The organism is Pseudacidobacterium ailaaui, assembly GCF_000688455.1.
In the GTDB taxonomy this organism is placed as follows: Bacteria; Acidobacteriota; Terriglobia; order Terriglobales; family Acidobacteriaceae; genus Pseudacidobacterium; species Pseudacidobacterium ailaaui.
The window spans coordinates 1,067,972-1,093,197 of sequence record NZ_JIAL01000001.1; the positions used below are offsets into that span (position 1 = coordinate 1,067,972).

A 25,226-nucleotide genomic window follows, 5' to 3' on the forward strand; every position below is an offset into this window, starting at 1 on the left:
GCCGGTCTTCGGACCGGCCTTTTTTATGCTCGGGACAAGGACACGACGCCGGCTGCTCCCATCAGCCCTGCCCGCTCAGCGTCTGCCAGAGCAGAAATCCATTCAACGCTACGATGATGCTGACGGCAAACCAGCCCACGCTGCGAATCAGCCTGTTGTTGACGAAGGCGCCCATGACGTCGGGATTGCCAGTGAGCACCAGCAGCGGAATCAGCGCAAAGGGCAGGGTAAAGCTCAGGCACACCTGCGAGAGAATCAGGATCTTCAGCGGGTCCAGCCCCATAGCAATGACCACGATGGCCGGCACAAGGGTCAGCAGACGGCGCAGAAAGATGCTGAATTTCACATCCAGAAAGCCTTCCAGCACCACCTGGCCCGCCATGGTCCCTACGGTTGAGGAAGAAAGCCCGGAACAGAGCAGCGCAATCGCAAACACAGTGGCGGAAGTAGGCCCGAGCAGCGGTCCCAGCGTACGATGGGCTTCCTCAATGGACATCCCGTTCTGCCACTGGCGTCCTGCAAAGGCGGCGGCAGAAACGACGATCATGGCCGAATTGACCAGCCATGCTCCATTCATGGCGGCAAAAACGTCAATGGTCTCAAAGCGCAGGTGGCGAAGCCGTGCCAGATACTGGCGGCGCGGCGTATCGGACTTCTCTTCCTGGACGCGCGGCTGCACCAGCGCCGAATGCAGGTAGACAACATGCGGCATGACCGTCGCGCCCAGCATTCCTACGGCGATGTAGATGCTTTTGCTGTCGATCGTAGGAATGAGCGTGTGATAAGCGATGGCCTTCCAGTCCGGGTGAACGAAAAAAATCTCCACTGCGTAACAGAGGCCGATGACGCAGACGAAGCCCATGATGGCCATTTCCAGCTTGCGGAAGCCATACAGCTCAAGGGCAAGAATGGCGAAGACGCAAACGGCTGAAACCAGCGCAGCGGCCAGCAGGACCTGGGTCCGACTCCAACCAAGGCCCTCCAGCCAGGGGCCAAAAAGCAGATAGAAGCCCAGCGCAGCGCCCAGAAACTCCGCCAGATCGGTCGCCAGCGCCGAAATCTCCGCCGCGATCCAGAGACCAATCGTTGACCGCCGGGAAAAACGGTTGCGGCAGTTTTGTGGCAGGGTCTGGCCAGTCGCAATCCCCAGTTTGGCCGAAAGATATTGGATGAGGATGGCCATCGCATTGGACCACAGCAGCACCCACAGCAGCCGGTAGCCAAAACGCGCGCCGCCGTCGAAGTTTGTGGCGAAATTTCCCGGGTCAATATAGGCTATGCTGGCCACAAAGGCCGGTCCAAAGTAATACCAAAGCTCCGACGAGCGCATCCGTGGCAGCTTTTGCCGCTCCGTTTCCACCGATTGTGTCGGTATAGGGGCCATCGCTCTTGTGTGTTTTGAGTATAGGACGATTTTGCCTGGAAATAAACCATAGTTAACAAATTTTTGTTAATAATTATTCATGCATAACCTCTTCTGATTTCGAATCCAGCGGGTGTCAGGGAATTTCCCTTCATCCTGATAAAATAAAAATTGAAGGTCTGAAAAAGCACATCCGACGGGACGACGGACAAGTTTCTTCTTTTCTGATTGCTCCTGCTTAACCCATGCAGAATGAGGAATTTACAAATAACTCCTTGTCCATCAAGAATTTAGCTCTTTTTCTTTTTAGCAAGGTCCCGCACCCCGCTGAGAAAAATCCGAGGACCCAGGTCTCGCAACCCATTTTGTTTGAAGAATTTACAAAAATTGATGCTACAGAGGACGACTTCCCCTCGCGCCAAAGGCCGCTTCTTTGGGCCTGTAAAATAAAAGCGCATGAAGGTCCTCGTCATTGGTTCCGGAGGCCGCGAGCACGCGCTCGCATGGTCCCTTAGCAAATCGCCCCGAGTCAACGAAGTCGTATGCGCGCCAGGGAACGGCGGCATCGCGCAGGTAGCACGGCTGGCCCCGGCCAGCCAGAAAGACCTGAACGATCTGCTGCGCGTGGTCGCGGCTGAGGGCCCGGACCTGACGGTAGTCGGCCCTGAGGCCCCGCTGGCGCTCGGCCTGGTGGATGAGTTGCGGCGCCGCGGCCTCCTGGTCTTTGGCCCGACACGCGCCGCCGCCATGCTGGAAACCAGCAAGTCCTTTGCAAAAAGATTTATGCAGCGGCACAAGGTCCCTACGGCAAACTATGCCGTCTGTACGACGCAGGAAGAGGCCCTGGCCTCGCTGGACCTCTTCCACTTACCGGTAGTGATCAAGGCCGATGGACTCGCCGCGGGCAAAGGCGTCCTGATCTGCCAGACAAAAAAAGAAGCGCAGGAGGGCATTCAGGGGCTCTTCAATGGAAAGCTGCTGGGCACGATGGAAACCAGCGTGGTGATTGAGGAATTCCTTGAAGGGGAGGAACTTTCCTTTCTCGTCCTGAGTGACGGAAAGCATGTCGCACCGCTCGTCCCCGCGCAGGACCACAAGCGGATCGGGGAAGGCGATACCGGCCCGAACACCGGCGGAATGGGCGTTTATTCTACGGACGCCATGCTGGACCCGCAAATGCGCGACTGGATCCTGCACCACATTGTGCAGCCTACGATTGACGGCATGGCCGCCGAGGACACTCCCTTTGCTGGCGTGCTCTATTGTGGCCTGATGATGACCGCACGCGGGCCGATGGTGCTTGAATACAATGCGCGCTTTGGCGACCCGGAGACACAGGCAATTCTGGTGCGCCTGGAAAGTGACCTGGTGGAGGCCCTGGAAGCCAGCGCCAAGGGCCAGTTGAGCGACACCGAACTCCGCTGGAAACCGGGCGCTTCCGCTTGCGTGGTGGCAGCATCGGAGGGCTATCCCGGCAGCTATACGACTGGACACCGGATTACAGGGCTGGAAGAAGCCGCTCAAATTCCGGGGGTCCAGGTCTTCCACGCCGGGACAACATTTTCAGAGGGAAGGTATCTGACGAATGGCGGACGCGTGCTGGCCGTGACCGCTGCCGCGGACACATTGGAAAATGCGCTGGGGCTGGCTTATGAAGGCATTGAAAAGATCCATTTCGAAGGCATGTATTATCGGCGCGACATCGGACACCGCGCATTGAAAAACAAGAAGTGATTCGCGCCCCATACTGCGCTTGACCTCGAACCATCGCTCGCAAGCAGGCAAGGAACGCTCAGCTGTCCAGCTTCTTGGTCACGAGTTCATTCAGCAGAGCTGGATTCGCCTGTCCTTTTGACAACTTCATCACCTGGCCAACAAAGAAGGCTGCGACGGTCTTTTTCCCGCCGCGATACTGCTCTACCTGCTTCGGATTGGCGGCGATGACCTCGTCAATCATCTTTTCAAGGGCGGCGGGGTCGGTAATCTGTTGTGGCTTTTCCCGTTCGTAAACCACGGGAAAGTCCTCGCCCTTCTCAAAGGCGATATCGAAGAGCTGCTTCAACTGCTTGCTTGAGAGTTTGCCCTCTTCGGCAAGATCGGCGGCCATGGCAATGCCCTTCATACTGATGGGCGATTGCTCAAGCTCCAGTCCTTTGGCCTTCAGGCGGCTGGTCAGCTCGCTTTGTACAAGGTTGGCCACGCGTTTCGGGTTCTTTGCAGCGCGGGCCGCGGCCTCGAACTGGTCAGCAAAGGCACGGGTTGCGGTAAGCGTCTGCGCATCCTGCTCGCTGATCTCGTATTCGGCGACCATGCGCTTGCGGCGTGCCTCCGGCAGCTCCGGCATGAGTTTTGCCACTTCTTCTTTCAGCCGGGGAGTGAGTATGAGAGGCGGCAGGTCCGGTTCAGGGAAATAACGGTAGTCATGCGCCTGCTCTTTCGAGCGCATGGAGTAGGTACGACCTTCGTTCGCGTTCCAGAGCCGAGTTTCCTGCACAACGCGGCCGCCGCTTTCAATCACTTCAATCTGCCGCTCAATCTCATACTGGAGTGCAGCCCGGATGAAGCGGAAGCTGTTGACATTCTTGACCTCGGCCTTGGTACCGAACTTCTGGGCTCCGCGCAGGCGCACGCTCACGTTGGCATCGCAACGCAATGAGCCCTCTTCCATATTGCAGTCGCTCACGCCGGTAAAGAGCAGGATCTCCTTGAGCCGCGTGAGATACTCATAGGCTTCATCGGGTGTGCGGATATCAGGCTCGCTGACGATTTCAATTAACGGAGTGCCGCAGCGGTTCAGGTCCACGTAAGTGCGTGTGGCCGAATCGGGGAAGCCATCATGCAGGCTCTTGCCTGCATCCTCTTCCATGTGCAGGCGCGTAATGCCGATGCGTTTCGGACCGTCAGAGGCGGGGACTTCAATCCATCCATGCTCGGCGAGCGGTTTGTCGTACTGGGAAATCTGATAGCCCTTGGGAAGGTCGGGATAGAAGTAGTTTTTGCGTGCGAAAACCGAGCGGTCGCGCACCTGGCAATTCAGCGCCAATGCGGCCAGTGTGGCGTACTCCACGGCCTTTTCGTTCAGAACAGGAAGGGCACCGGGCAGTCCCAGGCAGACCGGGCAGATATTTGTATTCGGCGGCGCGCCGAACTGGTTGGCGCACCCGCAAAAGGCCTTGGTTGCCGTCAGAAGCTGGACGTGGACTTCAAGCCCGATGACTGCCTCGTACTTCGCCAGAACGTCTGGCGACACGCTCGCTGTTGTAGCCATAGATAGGTTGATTTTAGCAAGCGAAGATGACCTTCGCTGCGATCTGGCGGCATCGGCACCGCAGCATGCAGGATTTACTTTGTAAAAGAACTTTCCTACTTTTTGTCATACGTTGGAGAAAAGATGGCAGTGCGCCCAGAGTCCAGGGGCTGAAACGCCCTCGGGAACCCAATCATCGTGGCCGGTGGAACCCTTGTTAAACTAGTCCTTGCATGGTCCTCCCGTTCGTCCGTGAGCTGCTCGCGGACCTGGAGCATTCCTCAGCATTTGAACAGGCGCGAAGGCATCTGGCCCTTGCCCGTGGGCGCCGTCGTGTCTCCGGACTGACTGCAACGGCCCGCGCCCTCTATCTTCCTCTGTTTGCCAAGGCCGCAAATGTTCCGGTGGTTGTGGTTGTGGCGGACAATAAGGCCGCCGAAGCACTTGAAACGACCCTCCGCGCCGGATGCGAGCTGACCGGGGCCATTGCGCCGGAGCGTGTTTTGCGGCTGCCCGCGCATGATGTTCTGCCCTTTGAGAACCTGTCTCCGCACCCGGACATTCAGGAACAGCGCGCAGCCACTCTCTGGAAGATGGCCACCGGAGGGGCATCCATCACCATCGCACCGGTAGAGACCGCGGCGATGAAGTTCTTCCCGGCCGAGTACTACTCGGGGCTGGCGCAGACGCTAAGGCGCGGCGAAGAGATGGACCTGGATACGCTGATGGCGCACCTGAGCAGCGTGGGCTACAGTACCGCGGACATTGTTGAGATGCCTGGACAGTTCTCGCGGCGCGGCGGCATTCTGGATGTCTATTCGCCAGAGGCCGACCGGCCGGTGCGCGTCGAGTTCTTCGGCGATGAGATTGACTCCATCCGCAAGTTTGACCCTGAATCGCAGCGCTCTTCTACGGCGCTTGAGGAAGCAACACTGCTTCCTCTTACTGAAACGCCGATTACAGAGCGACTGCTGGCCGCAGTCCATGCGCGGTTAAGCGGAGCACGCATCGAAGCGACGGAAGACCCAGAGCTTGTGGCAGAAGCCGTGGCGGCTGGCGGCGTCAGCGTATTTCCAGGATGGGAGTTTTTTGCTGCAGTTGCTGGTGCTGATAAGACCCTGCTGGATCTGTTTCCACGCTGTGTCCTGTTTGTGGAAGAGCCGGCGATGGTCCGCAACCAGATAGACCGGTGGTGGAACAAGGTGGAACAGCGGCACGACCGCAGCGGTATTGGCTCACTGATCCAGCCACAGGACATCTACATGCGGCCTGAGAAGTTACAGGCATTGCTCCACTCGCATCCGGGGCTTGATCTCGACCAGCTCGGTGCGGTGGATGTTCTGGAAGACGACGCAACGCTGGGTGAAATTGAATTTGCCTCGCGGCCCACACTGCGCTTTCATGGCTCGATCCCTGCTTTCATCGAACAGATTCGCACGCTCATGCAGCAGGAAACGCGCATGTTGCTGGCTGTGCCCAACCAGGGCGAAGTCGAGCGACTGGCAAACCTTCTGCGCGAGTATGAGATCCCATACCGGTTGGGAAGCCGTATCCATCATTCGGGAAGCGAGACGGTCTACGATGAATCGAGCTATCTTGCCGGCGACCTGCGCACACCGATTCTGGTGCGCACGCAACTGGCGACAGGGGTCAGCCTGCCGGATGCCAACCTTGTCATCTTTGGCGCGAACGATTTTTCAGACGAGGCCGATGTTACGGCACGCCCGGCCCCCAAGAAATCGAAGACCTCAGCATTTGTCTCTGACTTCCGGGACCTGGCCGTGGGCGATTATGTTGTACACGTCGAACATGGCATCGCCCGCTACATGGGTCTCAAGGAGATCGCGCAGGACGGGGTCAACATCGAGTTCATGATTCTGGAGTTCGCGGAGCAGGCGCGTCTGTATGTTCCGCTTACAAGGCTGGACCTCATCCAGAAATACCGATCGAGCGAAGCCGGCACAGCGCCTGTGCTGCATAAACTGGGCTCGCAGCAATGGGCCAAAACCAAGGCCCGCGTGCGCAAGGCCATGCAGGACATGGCCGATGAGCTGCTGAAGCTCTACGCCCAGCGCAAAGCGGCGCAGGGCTATGCTTTTTCGCCGGACAACGAGTTTCAGCGCGAGTTTGAAGACGCCTTCGACTACAACGAAACAGAAGACCAACTTTCGGCCATTGCGGACATTAAACATGACATGGAATCCAACATGCCCATGGACCGCCTGTTGGTAGGGGATGTGGGCTACGGCAAGACCGAAGTGGCCATGCGCGCGGCCTTCAAGGCTGTGCAGGACGGCAAGCAGGTCGCAGTGCTGACGCCGACAACAGTCCTTAGCTTTCAGCACTTTGAGACGTTCAAGCGGCGCTTCCAGCAGTTCCCCATCACAATTGAGATGATCTCGCGCTTCCGCACGGCAAAGGAGCAGAAACAGATCATCGAGAGGGTCGAAGCAGGCAAGGTAGACATTCTGATTGGTACACACCGGCTGCTTTCAAAAGACATTCAATTTCATGATCTTGGACTGCTGATTGTTGACGAAGAGCAGCGCTTCGGCGTGCGCCACAAGGAACGGCTGAAGCAGATGCGGCAATCCATTGATGTACTGGCCATGTCGGCCACACCGATCCCGCGCACGCTGCACATGTCCCTGGTGGGCCTGCGCGACATGAGTGTGATTGAGACACCGCCCAAAGACCGCATGGCCATCCAGACGGTGGTGGCCAAATTTGATGAGAAACTGATCCGCTCTGCCATCGAGCTTGAGCTTGAGCGCGGCGGGCAGGTGTATTTTGTCCACAATCGCGTAGAGACGATTTACGAAATCGCAGCCAAAATCCAGGAACTGGTGCCAGCGGCGCGAATCACCGTAGGCCATGGTCAGATGAGCGAGGGCGAGCTGGAAAAGGTGATGCTCTCCTTTATGCACCATGAACACGATGTTCTGGTGGCGACGACCATCATCGAAAACGGGCTTGATATTCCGCTGGCCAACACCATAATCATTAATCGGGCCGATCGGCATGGATTGTCCGAGCTTTATCAGTTGCGAGGGCGTGTGGGCCGATCCAACCGTCGCGCCTATGCGTATCTGCTGATTCCGCCAGAGCAGGAACTGACCGACATTGCGCGGCGCAGACTGGCAGCCCTTAAGGAATTTTCTGACCTCGGCGCGGGATTCAAGATTGCAGCGCTCGACCTTGAGCTGCGCGGCGCAGGCAACATGCTGGGCGGCGAACAGAGCGGACATATTGAAGCAGTTGGTTTTGAGCTGTACACCACGATGCTCGAAGAGGCAGTGGCCAAGCTCAAAGGCGAGGAGCGAGTGGAGGTCCCGGTCACGCAGCTCAATCTGGGCATCAGCTTGCGTATTGACGAGAACTACATCAAGGAAGAAAACCAGCGTCTGCGGATCTACAAGCGCATCGCAGGAGCGCAGACCGAAACCGCGGTGGCCGATGTACGCGCCGAACTCGAAGACCGCTATGGTCCGCTCCCAGACGGGGTGAAGCTATTGCTGGAAGCAGCCTTATTGCGCGCTGAATGCGAACGCATTGGGATAGCGCAGATAGACCGTAAGCGTGACCAGTTGCACATCCGTTTTACGGAAAAGGCCCAGGTGGACACAGGCCGCCTGATGAAACTGGTGGCCCAGAATGCCAAACGCGGCGCACAATTCACGCCGCAGGGAATTTTGCACTACCCGCTAACGCAAACCAGGCCGGATGAGATACTCATGGAAATACGCTTGTTGCTGGATGATTTGACGCCGGAAGCTGTGGGTGCAAATTAAGGAGAGTGGGTTTTCTACACTCCGAGTAAGAATTCAACAGTGAAAGGGGGCCTTTTGAAAACAGCACAGATTTTTCTTGCTCTTGCTTTTGGGGGAATGATGACAGCCACTGCTGCACATGCCGACGCAAACGCGGACTTTCGCACGCTGGCCGACCAGTATTTTGACCAGGTGACATTTGCTTTCAGCCCATCCCAAGGCACGTCGGTGGGCTTTCACCAGTACGATGCGAAGCTGGAGGACTACAGCCGCCGCAGTATCGAGGCCGAGATCGCGGCACTGCACAACTTTGAGAAAAAATTCGAGGACCTTCGCCCAACCCAGCTCGACCTGTCCACGCGCGGCGATTATGAGATGGTCCTCAATGACATCCGCAGTAAACTGCTGACACTGGAGGTCATCCGTCCGTGGGAGAAAAACCCGGACACCTATTCAAGCGGGATCACGGCCAGCGCATTCACGCTGATGGAGCGCAAATTTGCCCCCGCCAATGACCGCCTGCGCTCTCTGGTCTCGCGGGAAAAACAGATGCCTGCCGCCCTGAAGGCTGCGCGGGAAAACCTGAAGAATCCACCGCGTATCTATACGGAAATTGCGCTCGAACAGATCCCGGGCCTCATCAGTTTTTTTGAGACCGACGTCCCGTCGGCATTTCAGGATGCCACCGACGCGAAGACGATTGCTGAATTTCATCAGACCAACGCTGAAGTCATCGCCGCGCTGCGCGAGTACGAATCCTGGCTGAAACAGGAAGTCCTTCCGCGATCCAATGGCGACTTCCGACTGGGTGCAGAAACTTTCTCCAAAAAGCTCCAGTATGACGAGATGGTAGACACGCCTCTGCCCAAGCTGCTCGATATCGCCTATGCTGACCTCCGCAAGAACCAGGCTGAGTTTGCGAGAATCGCGAAAGAAGTGGACCCCTCGAAAACACCTCAGGAAGTGCTGGCAGAGCTGGCAACGATCCACCCTGCACCGGACCAGCTTTTGCAGACCTTCCAGAACACATTCAGCAGCCTGATTTCTTTCATCAACTCTCACCACATCATCACGATTCCATCCGATGTGCGTCCTACTCTGGAAGAGACACCGCCTTTTATGCGTGCCACGACGCAGGCATCGATGGACCCGCCAGGGCCGTTTGAGACGCACTCGACAACGGCGTACTTCAACGTGACTTTGCCGGAAAAAAGCTGGTCGAAGGAGCACATTGCCGAGCACATGGCTGCTTTCAATGACGGCACCATTATCAGCACCTCGGTGCATGAAGCGTATCCGGGACACTATGTGCAATTTCTCTGGACCAGATATGCCAATCTGAGCAAGGTCCGCAAACTCATCGGTTCGAACACCAACATCGAAGGCTGGGCGCACTACTGCGAGCAGATGATGCTGGACGAAGGATACGGCCAGCCAGGCACAGGTGCGAAAGACGAGCGGGAAGCGAAACTTATCCGCCTGGGGCAGTTGCAGGATGCCTTGCTGCGCGATGCACGGTTTATCGTCGGTATCAAAATGCACACGGAAGGGATGTCTCTGGATGAAGCGCGCGCCTTCTTTGTAAAGGAAGGCTATCAATCGCCTTCGATTGCCGATGTTGAAACCAAGCGCGGCACCTCGGACCCGACGTATCTTTACTACACTCTGGGCAAGCTGGAGATCATGAAGTTACGTTCTGACCTGCAGAAGAAGGAAGGCAGTAGCTTTTCTCTGCAGAAGTTTCACGATGACTTTATGCGGCAGGGTGGCGCGCCGATTCAGATTGTCCGACAGGCGATGCTGGGGGACAACTCGCCTGCACTCTGAACAGAAAATCTGCATCCTATCCGGAGGGCAGTCACTGCCCTCCTGTACTTTTCTGCGGTACAATCCTCTGTCACGTGAGGGACCATCACTTCAGGTAAGGACATCGAATGAACAAAAAAGTGCGTAAAGCAGTATTTCCTGCAGCTGGACTCGGCACCCGGTTTCTTCCCGCCACCAAATCCATTCCGAAAGAAATGCTTGCCCTCGTAGACAAGCCCATCATCCAATACGGAGTGGAAGAGGCGCTCGCCGCGGGAATTGAGCAGATCATCATCGTCACGGGGCGCGGCAAGAGCGCCATTGAAGACCACTTTGATGTGAGCTTTGAGCTCGAAACCACACTGGAGCGCCGGGGCAAAAAGGAACTGCTCGCCATTACCCGCAATGTGTCAAACATGGTCGAGCTTTCGTATGTCCGACAGAAAGAGGCCCGGGGCCTGGGCCATGCTGTGCTGATGGCGCGCGACCTGGTGGGCGATGAGCCTTTCGCGGTCATTCTTCCTGATGATGTGATTGATGCGCCGGTCCCTTGCCTAAAGCAGATGCTGGAGGTCTTCAATCAGCACCACGGTTCCGTGCTGGCCACGCAGATTGTCGAGGGGCCGGCAATCTCTGCTTACGGCGTGCTGGATGGCAAACCGATCTCCGGAAATCCCCGTGTCATGGAAGTCAGAGGCATGGTGGAAAAACCAAAACCGTCCGAGGCCCCCTCAAAGAATGCCATCATTGGCCGCTATATTCTCACACCAAAGATCTTTGACCTGCTCGAAAAGACCCCGCTGGGTGCAGGCGGCGAACTGCAACTGACAGATGGTATCAAGGGCCTGCTTGAAACTGAAAAAGTCTACGGCTACACCTTCGAGGGCATCCGGCATGATGCCGGTGACAAACTGGGAATGCTGAAGGCGACCGTTGACTTTGCCTTAAAGCGGGACGACCTGGGACCGGCGTTTCGTGAATATCTGAAGTCGCTGTCTCTGTGAAGGAAACGCTCACCGGGGCTTCGCATGTTCCCGTCCTGAATGCGCAAAGCAGTGCGGTCCAGGATGGGAACATGCCATCGCTTCCCGGGCCTTTTCTATAAATTTTCTTGCCTGGATGCCCAGTGCTACTTCCACTTAATATTGCAGCCAATGCTTGGCTTTTGCACTGGATGAATGGGCTGCTCTGACAACAAAGCATCCATCGCGGCGCGGAGGTCCTTGCCTGTGACAGGAACATCGTTCCCCGGACGGCTGTCGTCAAACTGTCCGCGATACACCAGCTTCAGGTTTTGATCGAAGAGGAAGAAGTCCGGCGTGCAGGTTGCATCGTAAGCGCGGGCGATTTCCTGTGATTCGTCATAAAGATACGGGAAGACAAAGCCCAGCTCACGGGCCTGCACCGCGAGGCTGTCAGGAGCATCGTCGGGATAATTGACCGCGTCATTGCTGCTGATGGCCACAATGCCGATACCTTTGTTCTGGTAGTCCCGCCCCATCTGGGCCAGGGCCTTTTCCAGATGCTTGACAAAGGGACAATGACGGCAGATAAACATCACCAGCAGTCCTTTCGGCCCTGCGGCAGATTTCAAATCCACCGTCCTTCCGCTGACCACATCAGGAAGCGAAAATTCGGGTGCAGGTGTTCCTAATGGAAGCATGGCCGATTCCGTGCGTGCCATGGCAGTCTCTCCTCCTTTTTGGATTCAGTTCCAGTTAAAAAAGCGTCGGGTTCTGCCTGCGCGGCAGTGGCAATCCGAAATGTTCATAGGCAAGCCGGGTCGCCACGCGTCCGCGGGGCGTGCGTTCGAGGAAACCAATCTGGATCAGGAACGGCTCATAGACCTCTTCCAGGGCATCCTCTTCTTCGGCCAGAGTTGCTGCTAACGTGCCCAGTCCTACGGGGCCCCCATCATATTTTTCGATGATGGTTTTCATTAGACGGCGGTCCAGTTCATCAAAGCCATGCGCATCGACTTCAAGCAGCTTCAGCGCCTGCTCTGCAGTAGGCCGGTCAATGATGCCCGAACCACGCACCTGGGCAAAGTCGCGCACGCGCCGCAGCAACCTGTTGGCAATGCGTGGAGTACCTCGGGAACGCATGGCGATCTCCGCAGCGCCGTCCGGATCAATGGGGATATTCAGCACCTCAGCCGAGCGCTCGATGATGTAGCGCAGCTCATCATCGGTATAAAACTCAAGCCGCAAAAGAATCCCGAAGCGGGAGCGCAGCGGAGAGGAAAGCAGACCGGGACGGGTCGTAGCAGCAACAAAGGTAAATGGCTTGATGTCCATCACATGCGTACGGGCCGCCGGACCCTGTCCAATAATGATGTCCAGTTTGTAATCTTCGAGTGCCGTATAGAGCTTTTCCTCAAGCACGGGTTGCAAGCGGTGGATCTCGTCCAGAAACAGCACCTGCCGCTCACGCAGATTGGTCAGGATGGCCGTCAGGTCACCCTGGATCTGCAAGGCCGGCCCGGAGGTCTGCTGGAACCCGACATCGAGTTCATTGGCAATGATCGTGGCCAGGGTGGTTTTCCCCAGTCCGGGGGGGCCAAAAAGCAGCACATGGTCCAGCGCCTCGCCACGATTCTTGGCGGCCTCAAGCGCAATTGCAAGCTGCTCCTTGATCTTTGTCTGGCCGATGAATTCCCTGAGCCAGCGTGGACGCAGTTTCAGCTCAAAGGAGCTTTCGTCCTCTGCCCGCGCGGCACTGACCAGCCGTTCCGGATCCTCTTTTCCTGCCATCACTTCGGAGTGTAGCAGCTACAGGCTGCTCATGCAGAGGACGGCCTGGGTGAGGAGGATTCCACCTGTAATCCAGAAAAAAAGCCTTTGATATCGGGTCTCAAGTATGTCGGCAAAGACACCGCCAACAAACGTCAGCAGAAAGGGCACCGCCCAGAGCCAGGTTTCCGACTGCACGCCAGTAGTCATCAGCACCAGCAGCAAGGCAGAAACCAACAGCGGTGTAGTATTTCCAAAATAGCGGGAGCGCCGGAAGATGAGGTACAGCCCTAAAGACGCGGCGACGGCAATCGTGATTCCGGCATTCTGCAAAGGTAGAAACAAATCGCGTGCCGACCCCAAAGAAAACCACATCTTGCCTGCGGCACTGCGGAAAACATAGCTGAAGGCGTCAGGACGGAAAGCATAGGAAGCGAACAGCAGGAAGAAAGCGCCCAACACCCAGAGAATCAGCAAAGTTGGCAGATACGAACGGCGACCTTCGGCCACATACGCCATAAAGAGAATGGCGAGAACCAGCCCCACGATGAAGGCCGAAATATGGGCGGCGGCCGTAAATCCGAAAGCAAGCGTCAACAGCAGGATGCGCGGCCGCCACTTCTGCTTCGGGCCCTGCATCGCATGCGCTACGCCAATCGCAAGGTACACGGCCGAATAAAGCCCCAGCGCTGCGAGAATTTCGTTATTCGGTGAGGTGCAGGCATGGATGATGGGCGGGGCAAAGCAGTAGAGCCCTAGTGCGATGTATCCGCCAGTGTTGCCGTATAGCCTTCGCGTTACCCACCAGAGACATGCACCCAGGGCCAGCCCCGCGGCGATGAATGGTAAGCGCAGCAGCAGTAATACATAGCTAATCTCATGCCGCATCTCCCAGGTCGAGGTGGAGGACGCCTGTCCGGCAAAGATCCGCTGGATGGTCAGCGGCAGCCCGGCTGCGCGATAGGCCAGCGTGCCGTCATGAATGTTGCCGCAAGTCGTGAAATATCCGGCAAGCGGAGAGGGTCTTTCCCACATCTCTCGCCCGCAGCGGGCAAATTCATAATCTGTCTGACTCAGGACCTGGCGCCGCACCACCCAAAGACACTGTCCCAAAAGAACGAGCAGCAGAACTGCGGCAATCTGTTGCGGGCGGTTGAAGCGAAATTTGCGCAGGCTGTGTGCTGTCGAAGGTGGCATCGTATCGTGAAATGCCAGTGTACAGGAGAAACATGGATCTCCAGCGCAGGGCCAGGCTAGGCGCCTATTTGTCCTGGGCTGCAAGAATGACGCATCCCACTGTCAACGCTACAACGATGATCACTAAGTTGCGCAGATGATGGCTGTGATGCGTAGATGGGGACTGGTTCTGTGTATTGGTCGGAGATGTTTGCCCGGCAAGAGGAGGCGCGATGTCCTTGCTTGCTACCGTCATGCTTACTTCCATCTGGGTCCCACATTGACAGTTTCCGGTCCTAAGAATGGAAGGACCTGCCGCTTTAAGGCTTATGGGAATTTGGTCCTTGAGGACAGAAGCCGTTGCGCTTTGTACAGAAGCAGCGACCATGATGACCATCATGAAAATTGTTGCTCGTGTTTTCACTCCAGTTTTCCTTGCTGAATTTTATCCTGAGGTTGCTGGTGATCTGGTCGGACTTCACAACTGTGGACTTGTATGCCCTTCGCTCTGCGGAACTGCCTTGTGTGCTCCGTCTGCAATTTGCCGAAAACCAGCAAACAGACGGATGCCCACCATTGTTCGCAACGCCCGGGGCAAACCTCTCAGCTGCTAAAATCAACTTTAGCAATTGCAACTAAAATCCGTCACGAGAGAAATTCAAAGAAGCCTCCCAAGTCAGTTCCTGCAAACCCCTGAATCCAATAGACTAAGCCCGGATTGCTGACCTGTAACTATTTTAGTATCATAGAGATAGATTCATTTCATCCGGCTATTGTCCTGTCTCTGCTGACGTGATGGCTGTGTGAAATTTTCGTGACATCTATCTATGGCAGACGAACAAAACCCACAACTTCCTCTTGGCGATGGCGGTAATGGCGACATCGGCCCCGGCGCAGCCAATATCCTCCCGATCAACGTGGAAGAGGAGATGCGGCGCTCGTATCTCGACTATTCGATGTCAGTCATTATCGGGCGCGCTTTGCCGGATGTGCGTGATGGCTTTAAGCCTGTGCATCGCCGCATCCTGTACACGATGCACGAAATGGGGCTCCAGTACAACAAGAAGTACACGAAGTGCGCCAAGGTCGTCGGGCAAGCGATGGGCCAGTACCACCCGCACGGCGACTCAGCCATTTATGACGCACTGGTGCGTTTGGCGCAGCCCTTCAGCATGAGATATCCGCTGGTAGACGGCCAGGGAAATTTTGGGTCTGTGGATGGCGACCCTCCAGCGGCCATGCGTTACACCGAGTGCCGCATGATGCGCGTTGCTGGCGAACTGCTGGCCGACATTGACCAGGAGACCGTAGATTTTGTCCCCAACTATGACGAGTCGACTTACGAGCCTTCTGTTCTGCCTACCCGCATTCCAAATCTGATTATTAACGGCGCAAACGGCATCGCCGTAGGTATGGCGACCAACATTCCGCCGCATAATCTGACGGAAGTCGTCAACGCCGCCATCGAGATGGTCAACAATCCTCATGCCGGGCTGGCCGAGGTCCTTAAGCACGTACAAGGACCAGACTTCCCAACCGGCGGCTTCATCTATGGTCGCAGCGGCATTGCACAGGCTTATAAAACCGGCCGAGGACGGTTCCTGATGCGCGCCAAATGCGCCATTGAGAACCTGACGCAGGGCCGTCAGGCGATCATCGTCAGCGAGATTCCGTATCAGGTCAACAAGAACACGCTCATCAAGCGCATTGCTGAACTGGTCAACGATAAGACCATCGACGACATTTCGGACGTTCGCGATGAAAGCGACCGCGATGGAATGCGCATCGTGATTGAGCTGAAACGCGGGGCCGAACCACAGATTGTCCTGAACCAGCTTTACAAGCACACGCAGATGCAGGAAAGCTTCTCGATGATCTTCCTGGCCGTCGTCAATGGCCAGCCGCGCGAGCTTTCCCTGCCTGACGCTATACGCCATTTCATTGATCATCGAATCGATGTTGTCCGTCGCCGCACCGCATTTCTCTTGCGCAAAGCGCGCGAACGCGAACACATTCTCATTGGCTACCAAATCGCGCTGGACCATCTGGACCAGGTCATCCGGATCATTCGCGGATCCAATTCCCGAGCCGATGCCCGCGAAAATCTGTTCCAGTTCTTTTCCGGCAAAACAATTACCGTCGGTGACCAAGCGCTCAAGGGCGTCACGCTCGATCCGGCAAAGTATGCCATTGATCCGGCAACGCTGATCGCGCCTACGCTCACCCTGAGCTACCGCCAGATTGATGCCATCCTTGAACTGCAGCTCTACCGCCTGACGCAGCTTTCCATTGACGAGCTGCTGAAGGAACTAGCCGACGTGCGCGACCGGATTGCTGAATATGAGTCCATCCTGGCCTCAGAAAAGAAGCTGCGTTCTGTGATTGTGAAGGAGCTGGAAGCCATCCGCAAAGACTACGGGGATGAGCGCCGCACTGAAATCATCGACGAGGCGGCAGAGCTGAAACTGGAAGACCTTATCGCTGACGAACAGGTTGCTGTCACAGTTTCCCACCAGGGTTATCTCAAGCGGACACCAATTTCCACCTATCGCCAGCAGCGGCGCGGCGGCCAGGGCCGCACCGGCATGAAAACGCGCGACGAGGATTTTGTTTCACAACTCATCGTCGAATCCACACATGCCTATCTGCTCTGCTTCACCAATACAGGGCGCGTCTATTGGCTCAAAGTCTATGAGATCCCCGATGTAGGCGCAGCAGGCAAGGGCAAATCGATTCAGAGCCTGCTCAGCCTGCAGCCAGGTGAGACTGTCCGTACCATTCTTGGCGTACGAAACCTTGAAGAAGAAGGCAAGTACATCTTCTTTGCCACGCGCAATGGTACGGTCAAGAAGACGCCGCTCAAGGACTTCTCCAACGTAATGTCTCGCGGCATCATCGCCATCGGGCTGGACGAAGAAGATGAGCTGGTGGGTGCACGCATCACGGACGGCAAGCAGATTGTGTTTCTCGCCACACATGAAGGTATGGCCATCCGCTTTGATGAGGAGGACGTCCGCTCTATGGGCCGTCCGGCACGTGGCGTGCGCGGTATCGAACTGGGTAAGAACGATTATGTCGTCGGCATTGCCGTCACTCCCAAGGAGCGCAAAAACGAAAACGGCGTAAGCTGCCCCTGCCTCATTCTCAGCGTGACGGAAAATGGCTATGGCAAACGCACCGACGTAGACGAATACCGTTTGCAGTCGCGCGGCGGCAAGGGCGTCATTAACGTTAAAACAACAGCGCGAAACGGCAAGGTCTCCTCCATCCAGCTCGTGGATGAAACATCAGAGCTGATGATCATCAGCCAGTACGGCAAGATTATCCGTATTGATACCAAGACCATCCGCGAAGCCGGCCGCTCTACCCAGGGTGTAAAGCTTCTGACCCTTGAGGAAGATGACAAAGTGGCTGCCGCAGTTGTCATCCCTCCGGAAGAAGCCAAGCAGGAACAAGAAAACGGCACCTTGCTCCAATAGCTGTGCCTTCTGCAATCTCTTCGTCCAGGCACCGCTAATGCGGTGCCTTTTTTGCTGCACCGGACCGGGCAGGTCGTGATATCAGCTTTGCCGAAACGGCCGCGCTCTGCGTATACTCCCAATGCCAATCGAGAGAGGATTTCTTGTGCGGCGAAATGTTATCCCCGGGGGCCCCGGTTCTTTATGGACCTCGTTCTTGTACGCATTCTTTTTGCCTTGATTTTTGCCGCTGCCTGCTACTATTTCAGGCCCTTCGGGCTGTCAGAGATTGTTTCAGCATCGCTTGGAGTTGCCATCGCCGCTGTGGTCATCGTCTTTGAGGTGCGCGTGCGGGCCCTGAGCCTGCGGCGTCTGATTGGCGCAGTTGCCGGAAGTGTTCCGGGTATCTTTGGGGCCTTTCTCTTCTGCCTGGTGCTGTCCAGCAGCCTGCCCGCGGGGAGCGCACGCAGTATTCTACAGATTTTCGTCCTCCTACTCATGTCCTATGTTGGACTCGTTGTAGGAGCCAGTAAAGGTGACCTGCTGGACCTGACGGCACTTGGCGGCCTGTTCAGCAGCGAACGGCAGATAAAACATGCGGTAAAACTGCTGGACACCAGCGCCATTATTGATGGACGCATTGCCGACATGGCCGAAACTGGTTTTGTAGATGGCACCCTGGTGGTCCCCGAATTTGTACTGCATGAATTACAAATGGTGGCTGATTCCGCTGATGCTTCCAAACGGCAGCGTGGACGCCGCGGTCTGGACGTGCTGCAACGCATGCAGGGAAATTCCCTGTTGAATGTACAGATCGTCAAAGATGATTTTCCCCAGGTACGCGAAGTAGACCTGAAGCTGATTGAACTGGCCAGGAAATTGGAGGCCAAAATCATCACCAATGATTTCAACCTGAACAAAGTGGCGCAGCTACACCGCGTTCAGGCATTAAATATCAATGATCTGGCCAATTCGCTCAAGCCCGTTGTCCTGCCAGGAGAAAAGATGCACGTGGCCATTCTGAAAGAAGGCAAAGAGTATGACCAGGGCGTAGGATACCTTGACGATGGAACAATGGTGGTGGTGGACCATGCGCGGCGCATGATTGGGCGATCGGTAGAAATCTCTGTGACCTCTGTTCTGCAGACGGCTTCAGGCAAAATGATCTTTGGCAGGGTGGAAGAAGTCCCGCAAAGATCGGAAGCCATGCGCAATGTACCGGATGTCCGGGGAGTGTCCGGCGAATCGGAATACCAGCCGTCTACAAAGTAAGCCCAGAAATCTTTTCAGTCTTCCCGCTTCAATCTGCGGTGTTCGGCCAGCATCCCCATGCTATGCATCAGGTTCTGGAGAGTCACGATTCCAATCACTTTGCCACCCTCGGTGACAGGCACGAGCGACATTTTGCCGCCTGCCATGCGGCGGATCATGGCCCCCAGAGAATCATCGGGCTGGGCGGCGAGAAGGGCGCGCGACATAATGGACTGAACGTATCCATTCCCCTCACTACGTAATGCCTCGATGATGCCCTGGCGTGAAACCACTCCAACCAGGTTGGCCCCGCGCACCACCGGGAACTCATCCTGCAGACTGTGGATCGCCTTGGACAAGGCATCTTCGAGTGTGTCAGAAGGAGAGAGGGTCGTGAAGTCGGTCAGCATGACGTCACGCATGGTTACAGTGTCTACAACAAACTGGAACATCAGCCCCTGGTCTTCAAGCTGTGCGCCGACGAAGATAAAAAAGCCGCTCATGATGAGCCATGGACTAAGCTCTGTACCCAGTCCAGCCCCGGGAAGAAAGAGCAGCGCTATGCCTACCAGTACGGCCAACAGGCCAATCACTTGTCCCAGTCCGGAAGCGGCACGCGTTGCCTTGACCATGCCGTGGGCGCGGCTGAAGCCGCTGCGGAGGACCCGACCGGCGTCCAGCGGGTAGGCGGGGACGAAATTCAGTGCTCCCAGAATCACATTGAGCCAGACGGTCGAACGCATCAGATGCAAGGGAGTGACCAGAGGCCTGGCAAATACCGGGACATCCGGGGAGGCCCCAGCGATGAGGCATCCTACTGCCAGGGCAAAGGCAAAATTGGTCAAAGGACCAATCGCAGCAATCGAGGTCTGTACCTTGCCTTCACTGGCGCGTTCTGCGCTGTCAGGATTGGCGTAAGAGAAGAGTCCTCCAATGGGCAGCAAAAGAATACTGCGCAATTGAACACCGTGATAGGCCGCAGTGATGACGCGCGCAATTTCACGGACGAGGACCGCAAGTAACAAAATTCCCCAGAGAAAAACCGCACGCCAGGTAGGCACATTCAGGCTTGTGGCCAGCAGACAAAGGCCGAGCAGCAACAAAAAGAAGGTATGGATGCGCAAATCTACGCCCATCCAGCGACCCAGCGGAAATGACCAGCCGCGCATTGCCGTTCTTCCTCGTCATTTCAATTGTATATGGCGTTACCATCTAGAGAATGCGGGTGATTGCCGGGAAATTCCGTTCACGCACTTTGACTGCTCCTCGCGGCATGAATACGCGACCAACAAGCGACCGTCTGCGTGAAACGCTGTTTAATGTGCTGGCCCCGAGGATTGAAGGCGCTGCTTTTCTGGACCTTTATGCAGGCTCGGGTGCAAACGGAATTGAGGCACTGAGCCGGGGGGCCAGATGCGCGGTCTTTGTAGAAAAATCTGCCGCGGCCATCTTCTCTCTGCGCAGAAACCTGAAGGGACTGGGCATTGATGATGGCTTTCAGCTTGAAGCACGAAGTGTTACGCAGGCGCTTCAAAATCTGCAAAAAATGCAGAGGAAATTCGACATCATTTTTCTCGATCCTCCTTATCAAGCCGAGGACCAGTACAGAATCACGATGGAAATGCTTGGCGGAGAAATGGCCTCTCTGCTTGCTGCAGACGCCATAGTCGTGGCAGAACACCATCGTAAGCAGGCACTGGAACCTATATATGGCACGCTTTCCCGATATCGCCTACTGGCGCAGGGAGATGCGGCCTTGAGCTTTTACAAGACTCTGTTATAAAGCAGACCGTCCAGGAACTACAGATGTTTCTTTGATTTTGGCGCCGGAAAGCGTCTCCCAGCCACGCCGCGAGAGGTCCCACTTGATGAGATATCCGGCAACAGCCGCCAGCACCAGCAGCACGGTCCCGGCCATCCATTCACCGAAAACATATTTGCCGAGCCCGAAGAGTGTGCCGTACACCAGAATGCAACCCATCACAGTATCAAACGCGTTTGCGGCGAAGTCGTGTACCTGCGGCAAGTCCGGAGCAAGCTGGGCAATGTGCTTCCATCCATAAGCAGCGGGCAAAACGCGCCGATAGAAATTGAGCAGCGTCTCTTCTTTCTCCGGCCTGGTGAGGAAAGTAAAGGCAATCCATGCAACAGTGGTGATTCCCGCAGTAATCAGCGTGGATTTGGCAAAGACCACTGCATCATTTCCGGTGAAGTGGACATGCGATAGGGCCATTGCCACCACTGCGGCCACGATCATTGCGGAAATCTCACTCCACGCATTCACGCGCCACCAGAACCACCGCAGAATATAGACCGCTCCTGTACCTGCGCCCAGGTTCAGAACCAGTTCCCATCCGGCGCTGATCGAAGTAAGCTGGCTGGCCACATATCCGCTGGCCAACACCAGAACCACAGTAATGATCTTGCTGACGAAGACGTAGTGCCGTTCGCTGCCCTGCCGGACCCAGAAGCGGCGGTAAAAATCATTCACCAGATAGGATGTGCCCCAGTTGAGCTGTGTCCCAATTGTGGACATATAGGCGGCCAAAAACGCTGCCACCATAAGCCCACGCAGCGCAGGAGGCAGATAATCGCGCAGCACCATCACATAGCCCTGCTGCGGATTGGCTGCAAAGGCCGCGCTGGGATGCAGGCCGCCATGCGGCGAGTAGACCGCGAGCGCCACCAGCCCGGTTACAATCCACGGCCACGGACGGAGTGCGTAGTGCGCAATGTTGAACCACAGGGTCGCACCCAGCGAATGCTGCTCATTCTTTGCGCTGAACATGCGCTGGGCCACGTATCCGCCGCCTCCAGGCTCTGCTCCCGGATACCACGAGGCCCACCACTGCACGCCAATGTACATCATGAAGGTGAGCAGGGGCAGTGTCCAGAGATGGTTTGTGACCAATCCAGCATGAAAGTCGGGCAGGAACGAAAGAACATTGGAAGTCGGCTGTCCAGCTGCGCGAGTGGCCGCATCTACCACGGAAAGCTGCACCTTGAGAGCGTGCATTCCGCCGAGGTCTACCACTGCAATCCAGGCAAGGACGATAATCATCGCCATCTTGAGCGCGAACTGGAAGAGGTCGGTCACCAGCACACCCCACAGCCCGCCAAGAAATGTATACAGGCCGGTAAAGGGCACCAAAATGAAGATGCAGATGGCAAGCGCCGTATGACGCGGATCGCCCAGCATATAGTGCATCAGCGCGTGCCCGCCGATGCTGAGCTCCAGAACGCGCCCCTGAGCTATGACCGGACCGAGCACGACGGCGATGATGTCCACCATCGCACGCGTCACCCATCCCAGGATGAAGCAGTTCATCAGCAAACCGAGATAGATTGCCTTAAATCCGCGAAGAAACGCCGCAGGCCTGCCGCCATAACGAATCTCAACCAGCTCCACGTCCGTAAGGATTTCCGCGCGCCGCCAGTAGCGCGCGAAGAAAAAGACCGTTGTCATGCCGCTCAGGCACAGACTCCACCAAATCCAGTTGCCAGAGATGCCCTGTGTTGCTACCAGTCCACAGACCAGCAGCGGAGTATCGGCGGCAAATGTTGTCGCCACCATCGAGGTACCTGCGAGCCACCAGGAAACATCGCGCCCCGAAACAAAAAAGTCCTCGGTGGAGCCACTGGCCTTGCTGCGATAGTAAAGACCAATCAGCAGATTAAAAAGCAGGTATCCGGCAATGACAAGCCAGTCAGTCAGGGTAAGCGGCATCGGGGTTCTCTCTGAATGCTGAATTATGGATGTGCAAGCAGTATATACAGGTTTACATCCCCAGAAAACAACTTTCTATGGATTGAATCAGAGAGTCCTTCTTCTCTTTCTCGCTGAGGATGTTGACGGGAGGCATACTGCAGCCAAATTTTTCCCGCCAACAGCCTTCTCTTCTGTTGCGTTCCAGCAACGGCATCAGGGTGTGATGACAGAAACAATCTGCTGGTCCGGAGCGCTCCATGCCTCAGCTCCGGTATGAGTAAGCCTTTGATGCGCATCGTCCCAATGGAGGTGGGTGATTTTTGCGTCCCCCTTTTCATAGGCATATGTGGTGCCATCGTCATCAAAAAGGGTAAAGTCGGCATCTGCTCCGGGATAGATACTGACTTTGACAATCTTCTGCGGCTGCGCCGTACTCTCAATATACGAACCCAACGGAACAATCGAGCCCGCGCGTACAAAGAGGGGAAGTGTATCAATCGGTGCGTTTACAGTGATGGTCTGGCCACCCTTGATTCGCTCCCGGGTCCAGTAGTTATACCAGTCAGATCCAGCAGGAAGGTAGACTTTACGACTGGTTGCGCCCTGCACCGTCACAGGGGCAACCAGAAATGCCGGCCCGAACATATACTCATCGCGTAGATCGCTTACGTTTGGATCCGTCGGGAAATCCATGAAAAGTGCACGCATAAAAGGCGCTCCCGTTTTATAAGTCTGGTACCCCAGCGAATAAATGTAGGGCAGCAGTTCGTATCTCAGCCTCAGATACTTTTCCAGAATCGGCTCAGCCTGCTTTCCATACGACCAGACTTCGTTATAGCGACGGCTGCCGTGCGTGCGGAACACAGGCAGGAAGCTGGCATACTCAAACCAGCGGGTATACAACTCAGGGTAATCGTCGTCATCATAGACATTTTCGCGTGCGTCGGAGGGGTCCAGTAGCGGAGGGTGCTCAGGATGATGCACTTGCGGCAAAGGCTGCCATCCTCCCGTGTCATTACTCCAGTAAGTAAGCCCAGTCGCAGCGAAGTCCAACCCGGTAGGGACCTGGCGCCGAAAAGCATCCCAGGTGGGTGTAATGTCTGAAGACCAGAAAATTGCTGCATTGCGCTGCGCCCCGAGATAGGCATCTCGTGAAAGGATGAGGGCGCGATGGGGCATGTCTTTGCGAAAGCCGTTGTAGATCGCTGCGGTATGGAACAGAGGATATACGTTGAAATACTCTGTGCCGGGCCCGATGTGCAGATAACTTCCGTTGGGCGGCAGATCCGGTTCAGTCTCATCGGCCCAAATAGAATCAAACCCTTTGCTCAGAATATTTTCTCGAATGCGGTCCCAATACCAGTGGGCGGCATCCGGGTCCGTAGTATCGATGTCGGATCCGGCCTTGTCGTAAGGCAGGCCATTGGTCGGGGTGCCATCGGCCAGATGCTCAAACCATCCCTTTTGCAGCAGAAAGTCGTAGTAGCGTGAGCCGGGTTCAAAACGAGGCCAGACGCTGATCATGGTCTGAAAACCCATCTGATGAAGCTGCCTGTTCATTGCCAGCGGGTCAGGCCACAAAGAAGGAATGAAATCCATCTGCCCCATTTTGGTGTAGTAGAACCAGTCCACCACAATCACATCTGCAGGAAGGTGGCGCTCGCGATAGCCTCTGGCCACAGCGAGGACCTCATCCTGAGACCGATACCTTTGTTTGCATTGGATATATCCGTAGGCGGCCTTTGGCAGCATGGGCGTGGGCCCGGTCAGCAGGCGATAGCCGGCGTAGATCTCATCGATATTTTTGCCCGCAATCAGAAAGAACGAAACACGGTCCCCCACGTCTGAGGTCCACGTGGTGCGATCGTTAAATCCAGGGGCTACAGTGGTCTTGGAAGGATTGTCCCAGATCACACCATAGCCATAATTTGTAACCATAAAAGGTACACATACGCTTTGCCCGCCGGGTGCATTGTAATCATGCCAGCAATGGACCACATGCCCTCGATGATCGAGGTACCCTTCCTGGTTCTGGCCCAACCCATAGTAGTGTTCATCTGCGGGCGACACAAAGCTTGCTCCAACCTGGTAGAACTCCGGATCGGAAGGCCGGCGGTCATAGAGGAGCTGTGAGTTGCCGTCTTTGTGGTTCAGAACAGACATGGACCAGCCATCCATTTCGGCAAGTTTCTTCCCCTCTGGGGTGGAAAAAACAATGTCCGCGCCAGGAGTGGAGCCGCTGAAGTATTTTCCAGGATCCATCACAGACTGGGGCACGGGATATTTTCCCGGCCGCCATCCTTTGATCGTCACGACCATACGCGGCGACTGATACACCTCATCCATGGCTTTGCGCTGATGCGTCCAGCCGGCAGCATCAGGGGACGCTGTCACACCATATCCGGGAGGAGCCAAAGCAGCGTCCCTCTTCAGACTGAGCGTTACGCGAATCACGTTCGGCGCATACGGTTCCAGCACGATGGTGGATGGGCCACGCTCCACGACGACACGAGGTTCTGTGGTCTGTGTATGCGCAAAAAAAGACACTGCCAGACAGATGCTAAAGAAAACGGTCCTACGGATCATCGGCGCAAAGCTCCTGAGTGATCTAGCGCCATCATTGTAAATCGTTTTATTCATTTGCGCTTCCACTTGTCACGATTCCTGCACGACCGCACAAAGTCTGTAGCGGAAGGCGCGATACAGGGCATAAT

16 protein-coding genes are annotated in these 25,226 nt (G+C 56.0%); 7 read left to right on the forward strand and 9 right to left on the reverse strand.

Annotated elements, in window-relative coordinates; translation table 11 throughout:
• Positions 1-61 precede the first annotated feature (61 nt).
• Positions 62-1,384 (reverse strand): Nramp family divalent metal transporter, encoded by a 1,323-nt coding sequence (locus N655_RS17325; protein WP_081823571.1) that lies wholly within the window; start codon positions 1,382-1,384, stop codon positions 62-64.
• A gap of 435 nt (positions 1,385-1,819) precedes the next feature.
• On the opposite strand from N655_RS17325, the gene purD reads away from it, so the two are divergent.
• Positions 1,820-3,097, forward strand: coding sequence for a phosphoribosylamine--glycine ligase (purD, locus tag N655_RS0104790; protein WP_026442076.1), 1,278 nt, complete (start codon positions 1,820-1,822; stop codon positions 3,095-3,097).
• A 58-nt stretch (positions 3,098-3,155) separates the two neighbouring features.
• Here the strand turns inward: purD and gatB are convergent, their stop codons facing one another.
• Complete coding sequence (gatB, locus tag N655_RS0104795; RefSeq protein WP_026442077.1) at positions 3,156-4,631, reverse strand: Asp-tRNA(Asn)/Glu-tRNA(Gln) amidotransferase subunit GatB; 1,476 nt, start codon at positions 4,629-4,631, stop codon at positions 3,156-3,158.
• 212 nt (positions 4,632-4,843) lie between these two features.
• Here gatB and mfd point away from each other — a divergent pair, with 212 nt between their 5' ends.
• The 3 genes from mfd to galU all read left to right on the forward strand — a co-directional run bounded on the left by mfd (position 4,844) and on the right by galU (position 11,190).
• A complete protein-coding gene (gene mfd, locus N655_RS0104800) occupies positions 4,844-8,401 on the forward strand; it encodes a transcription-repair coupling factor (RefSeq protein ID WP_026442078.1) in 3,558 nt (1,185 codons plus the stop codon).
• Positions 8,402-8,497: 96 nt separating this feature from the next.
• Positions 8,498-10,207: a DUF885 domain-containing protein gene (locus tag N655_RS0104805; protein ID WP_044935227.1), complete on the forward strand. Its 1,710-nt coding sequence runs from the start codon at positions 8,498-8,500 to the stop codon at positions 10,205-10,207.
• Between the two features lie 107 nt (positions 10,208-10,314).
• Complete coding sequence (gene galU, locus N655_RS0104810) at positions 10,315-11,190, forward strand: UTP--glucose-1-phosphate uridylyltransferase GalU (protein ID WP_026442080.1); 876 nt, start codon at positions 10,315-10,317, stop codon at positions 11,188-11,190.
• A 125-nt stretch (positions 11,191-11,315) separates the two neighbouring features.
• On the opposite strand, the gene N655_RS0104815 is transcribed toward galU, so the two are convergent.
• The 4 genes from N655_RS0104815 to N655_RS0104830 all read right to left on the reverse strand — a co-directional run bounded on the left by N655_RS0104815 (position 11,316) and on the right by N655_RS0104830 (position 14,518).
• Positions 11,316-11,870 carry a thioredoxin family protein gene (locus N655_RS0104815; protein ID WP_026442081.1) on the reverse strand — a complete coding sequence of 185 codons (555 nt, stop codon included), beginning with the start codon at positions 11,868-11,870 and terminating at the stop codon, positions 11,316-11,318.
• A gap of 34 nt (positions 11,871-11,904) precedes the next feature.
• Positions 11,905-12,939, reverse strand: a complete 1,035-nt coding sequence (gene ruvB, locus N655_RS0104820) for a Holliday junction branch migration DNA helicase RuvB (RefSeq protein WP_044933990.1) — start codon at positions 12,937-12,939, stop codon at positions 11,905-11,907.
• Between the two features lie 18 nt (positions 12,940-12,957).
• On the reverse strand, positions 12,958-14,115 hold the full coding sequence (locus N655_RS0104825; RefSeq protein WP_044933992.1) for a hypothetical protein: 1,158 nt from the start codon (positions 14,113-14,115) through the stop codon (positions 12,958-12,960).
• A gap of 64 nt (positions 14,116-14,179) precedes the next feature.
• Entirely contained in the window at positions 14,180-14,518 is a 339-nt protein-coding gene (locus N655_RS0104830) for a hypothetical protein (protein ID WP_155987511.1), read from the reverse strand.
• Positions 14,519-14,921: 403 nt separating this feature from the next.
• On the opposite strand from N655_RS0104830, the gene gyrA reads away from it, so the two are divergent.
• The gene (gene gyrA, locus N655_RS0104840; RefSeq protein ID WP_026442086.1) at positions 14,922-17,573 is read left to right on the forward strand and encodes a DNA gyrase subunit A; all 2,652 of its coding nucleotides are present in this window, start codon (positions 14,922-14,924) and stop codon (positions 17,571-17,573) included.
• 183 nt (positions 17,574-17,756) lie between these two features.
• Positions 17,757-18,824, forward strand: coding sequence for a PIN/TRAM domain-containing protein (locus tag N655_RS17330; RefSeq protein WP_044933996.1), 1,068 nt, complete (start codon positions 17,757-17,759; stop codon positions 18,822-18,824).
• A gap of 14 nt (positions 18,825-18,838) precedes the next feature.
• Here N655_RS17330 and N655_RS0104850 read toward each other — a convergent pair whose 3' ends face one another.
• On the reverse strand, positions 18,839-19,972 hold the full coding sequence (locus N655_RS0104850) for a CBS domain-containing protein (RefSeq protein ID WP_026442087.1): 1,134 nt from the start codon (positions 19,970-19,972) through the stop codon (positions 18,839-18,841).
• 50 nt (positions 19,973-20,022) lie between these two features.
• Here N655_RS0104850 and rsmD point away from each other — a divergent pair, with 50 nt between their 5' ends.
• Positions 20,023-20,586: a 16S rRNA (guanine(966)-N(2))-methyltransferase RsmD gene (gene rsmD, locus N655_RS0104855; RefSeq protein ID WP_026442088.1), complete on the forward strand. Its 564-nt coding sequence runs from the start codon at positions 20,023-20,025 to the stop codon at positions 20,584-20,586.
• On the opposite strand, the gene N655_RS17335 is transcribed toward rsmD, so the two are convergent.
• Positions 20,581-22,530 carry a sodium:solute symporter family protein gene (locus tag N655_RS17335; protein ID WP_044933998.1) on the reverse strand — a complete coding sequence of 650 codons (1,950 nt, stop codon included), beginning with the start codon at positions 22,528-22,530 and terminating at the stop codon, positions 20,581-20,583. The two genes, rsmD and N655_RS17335, sit on opposite strands and share 6 nt — an antisense overlap.
• 195 nt (positions 22,531-22,725) lie before the next feature.
• Positions 22,726-25,152 (reverse strand): glycoside hydrolase family 31 protein, encoded by a 2,427-nt coding sequence (locus N655_RS17340; RefSeq protein ID WP_238324492.1) that lies wholly within the window; start codon positions 25,150-25,152, stop codon positions 22,726-22,728.
• Positions 25,153-25,226 lie beyond the last annotated feature (74 nt).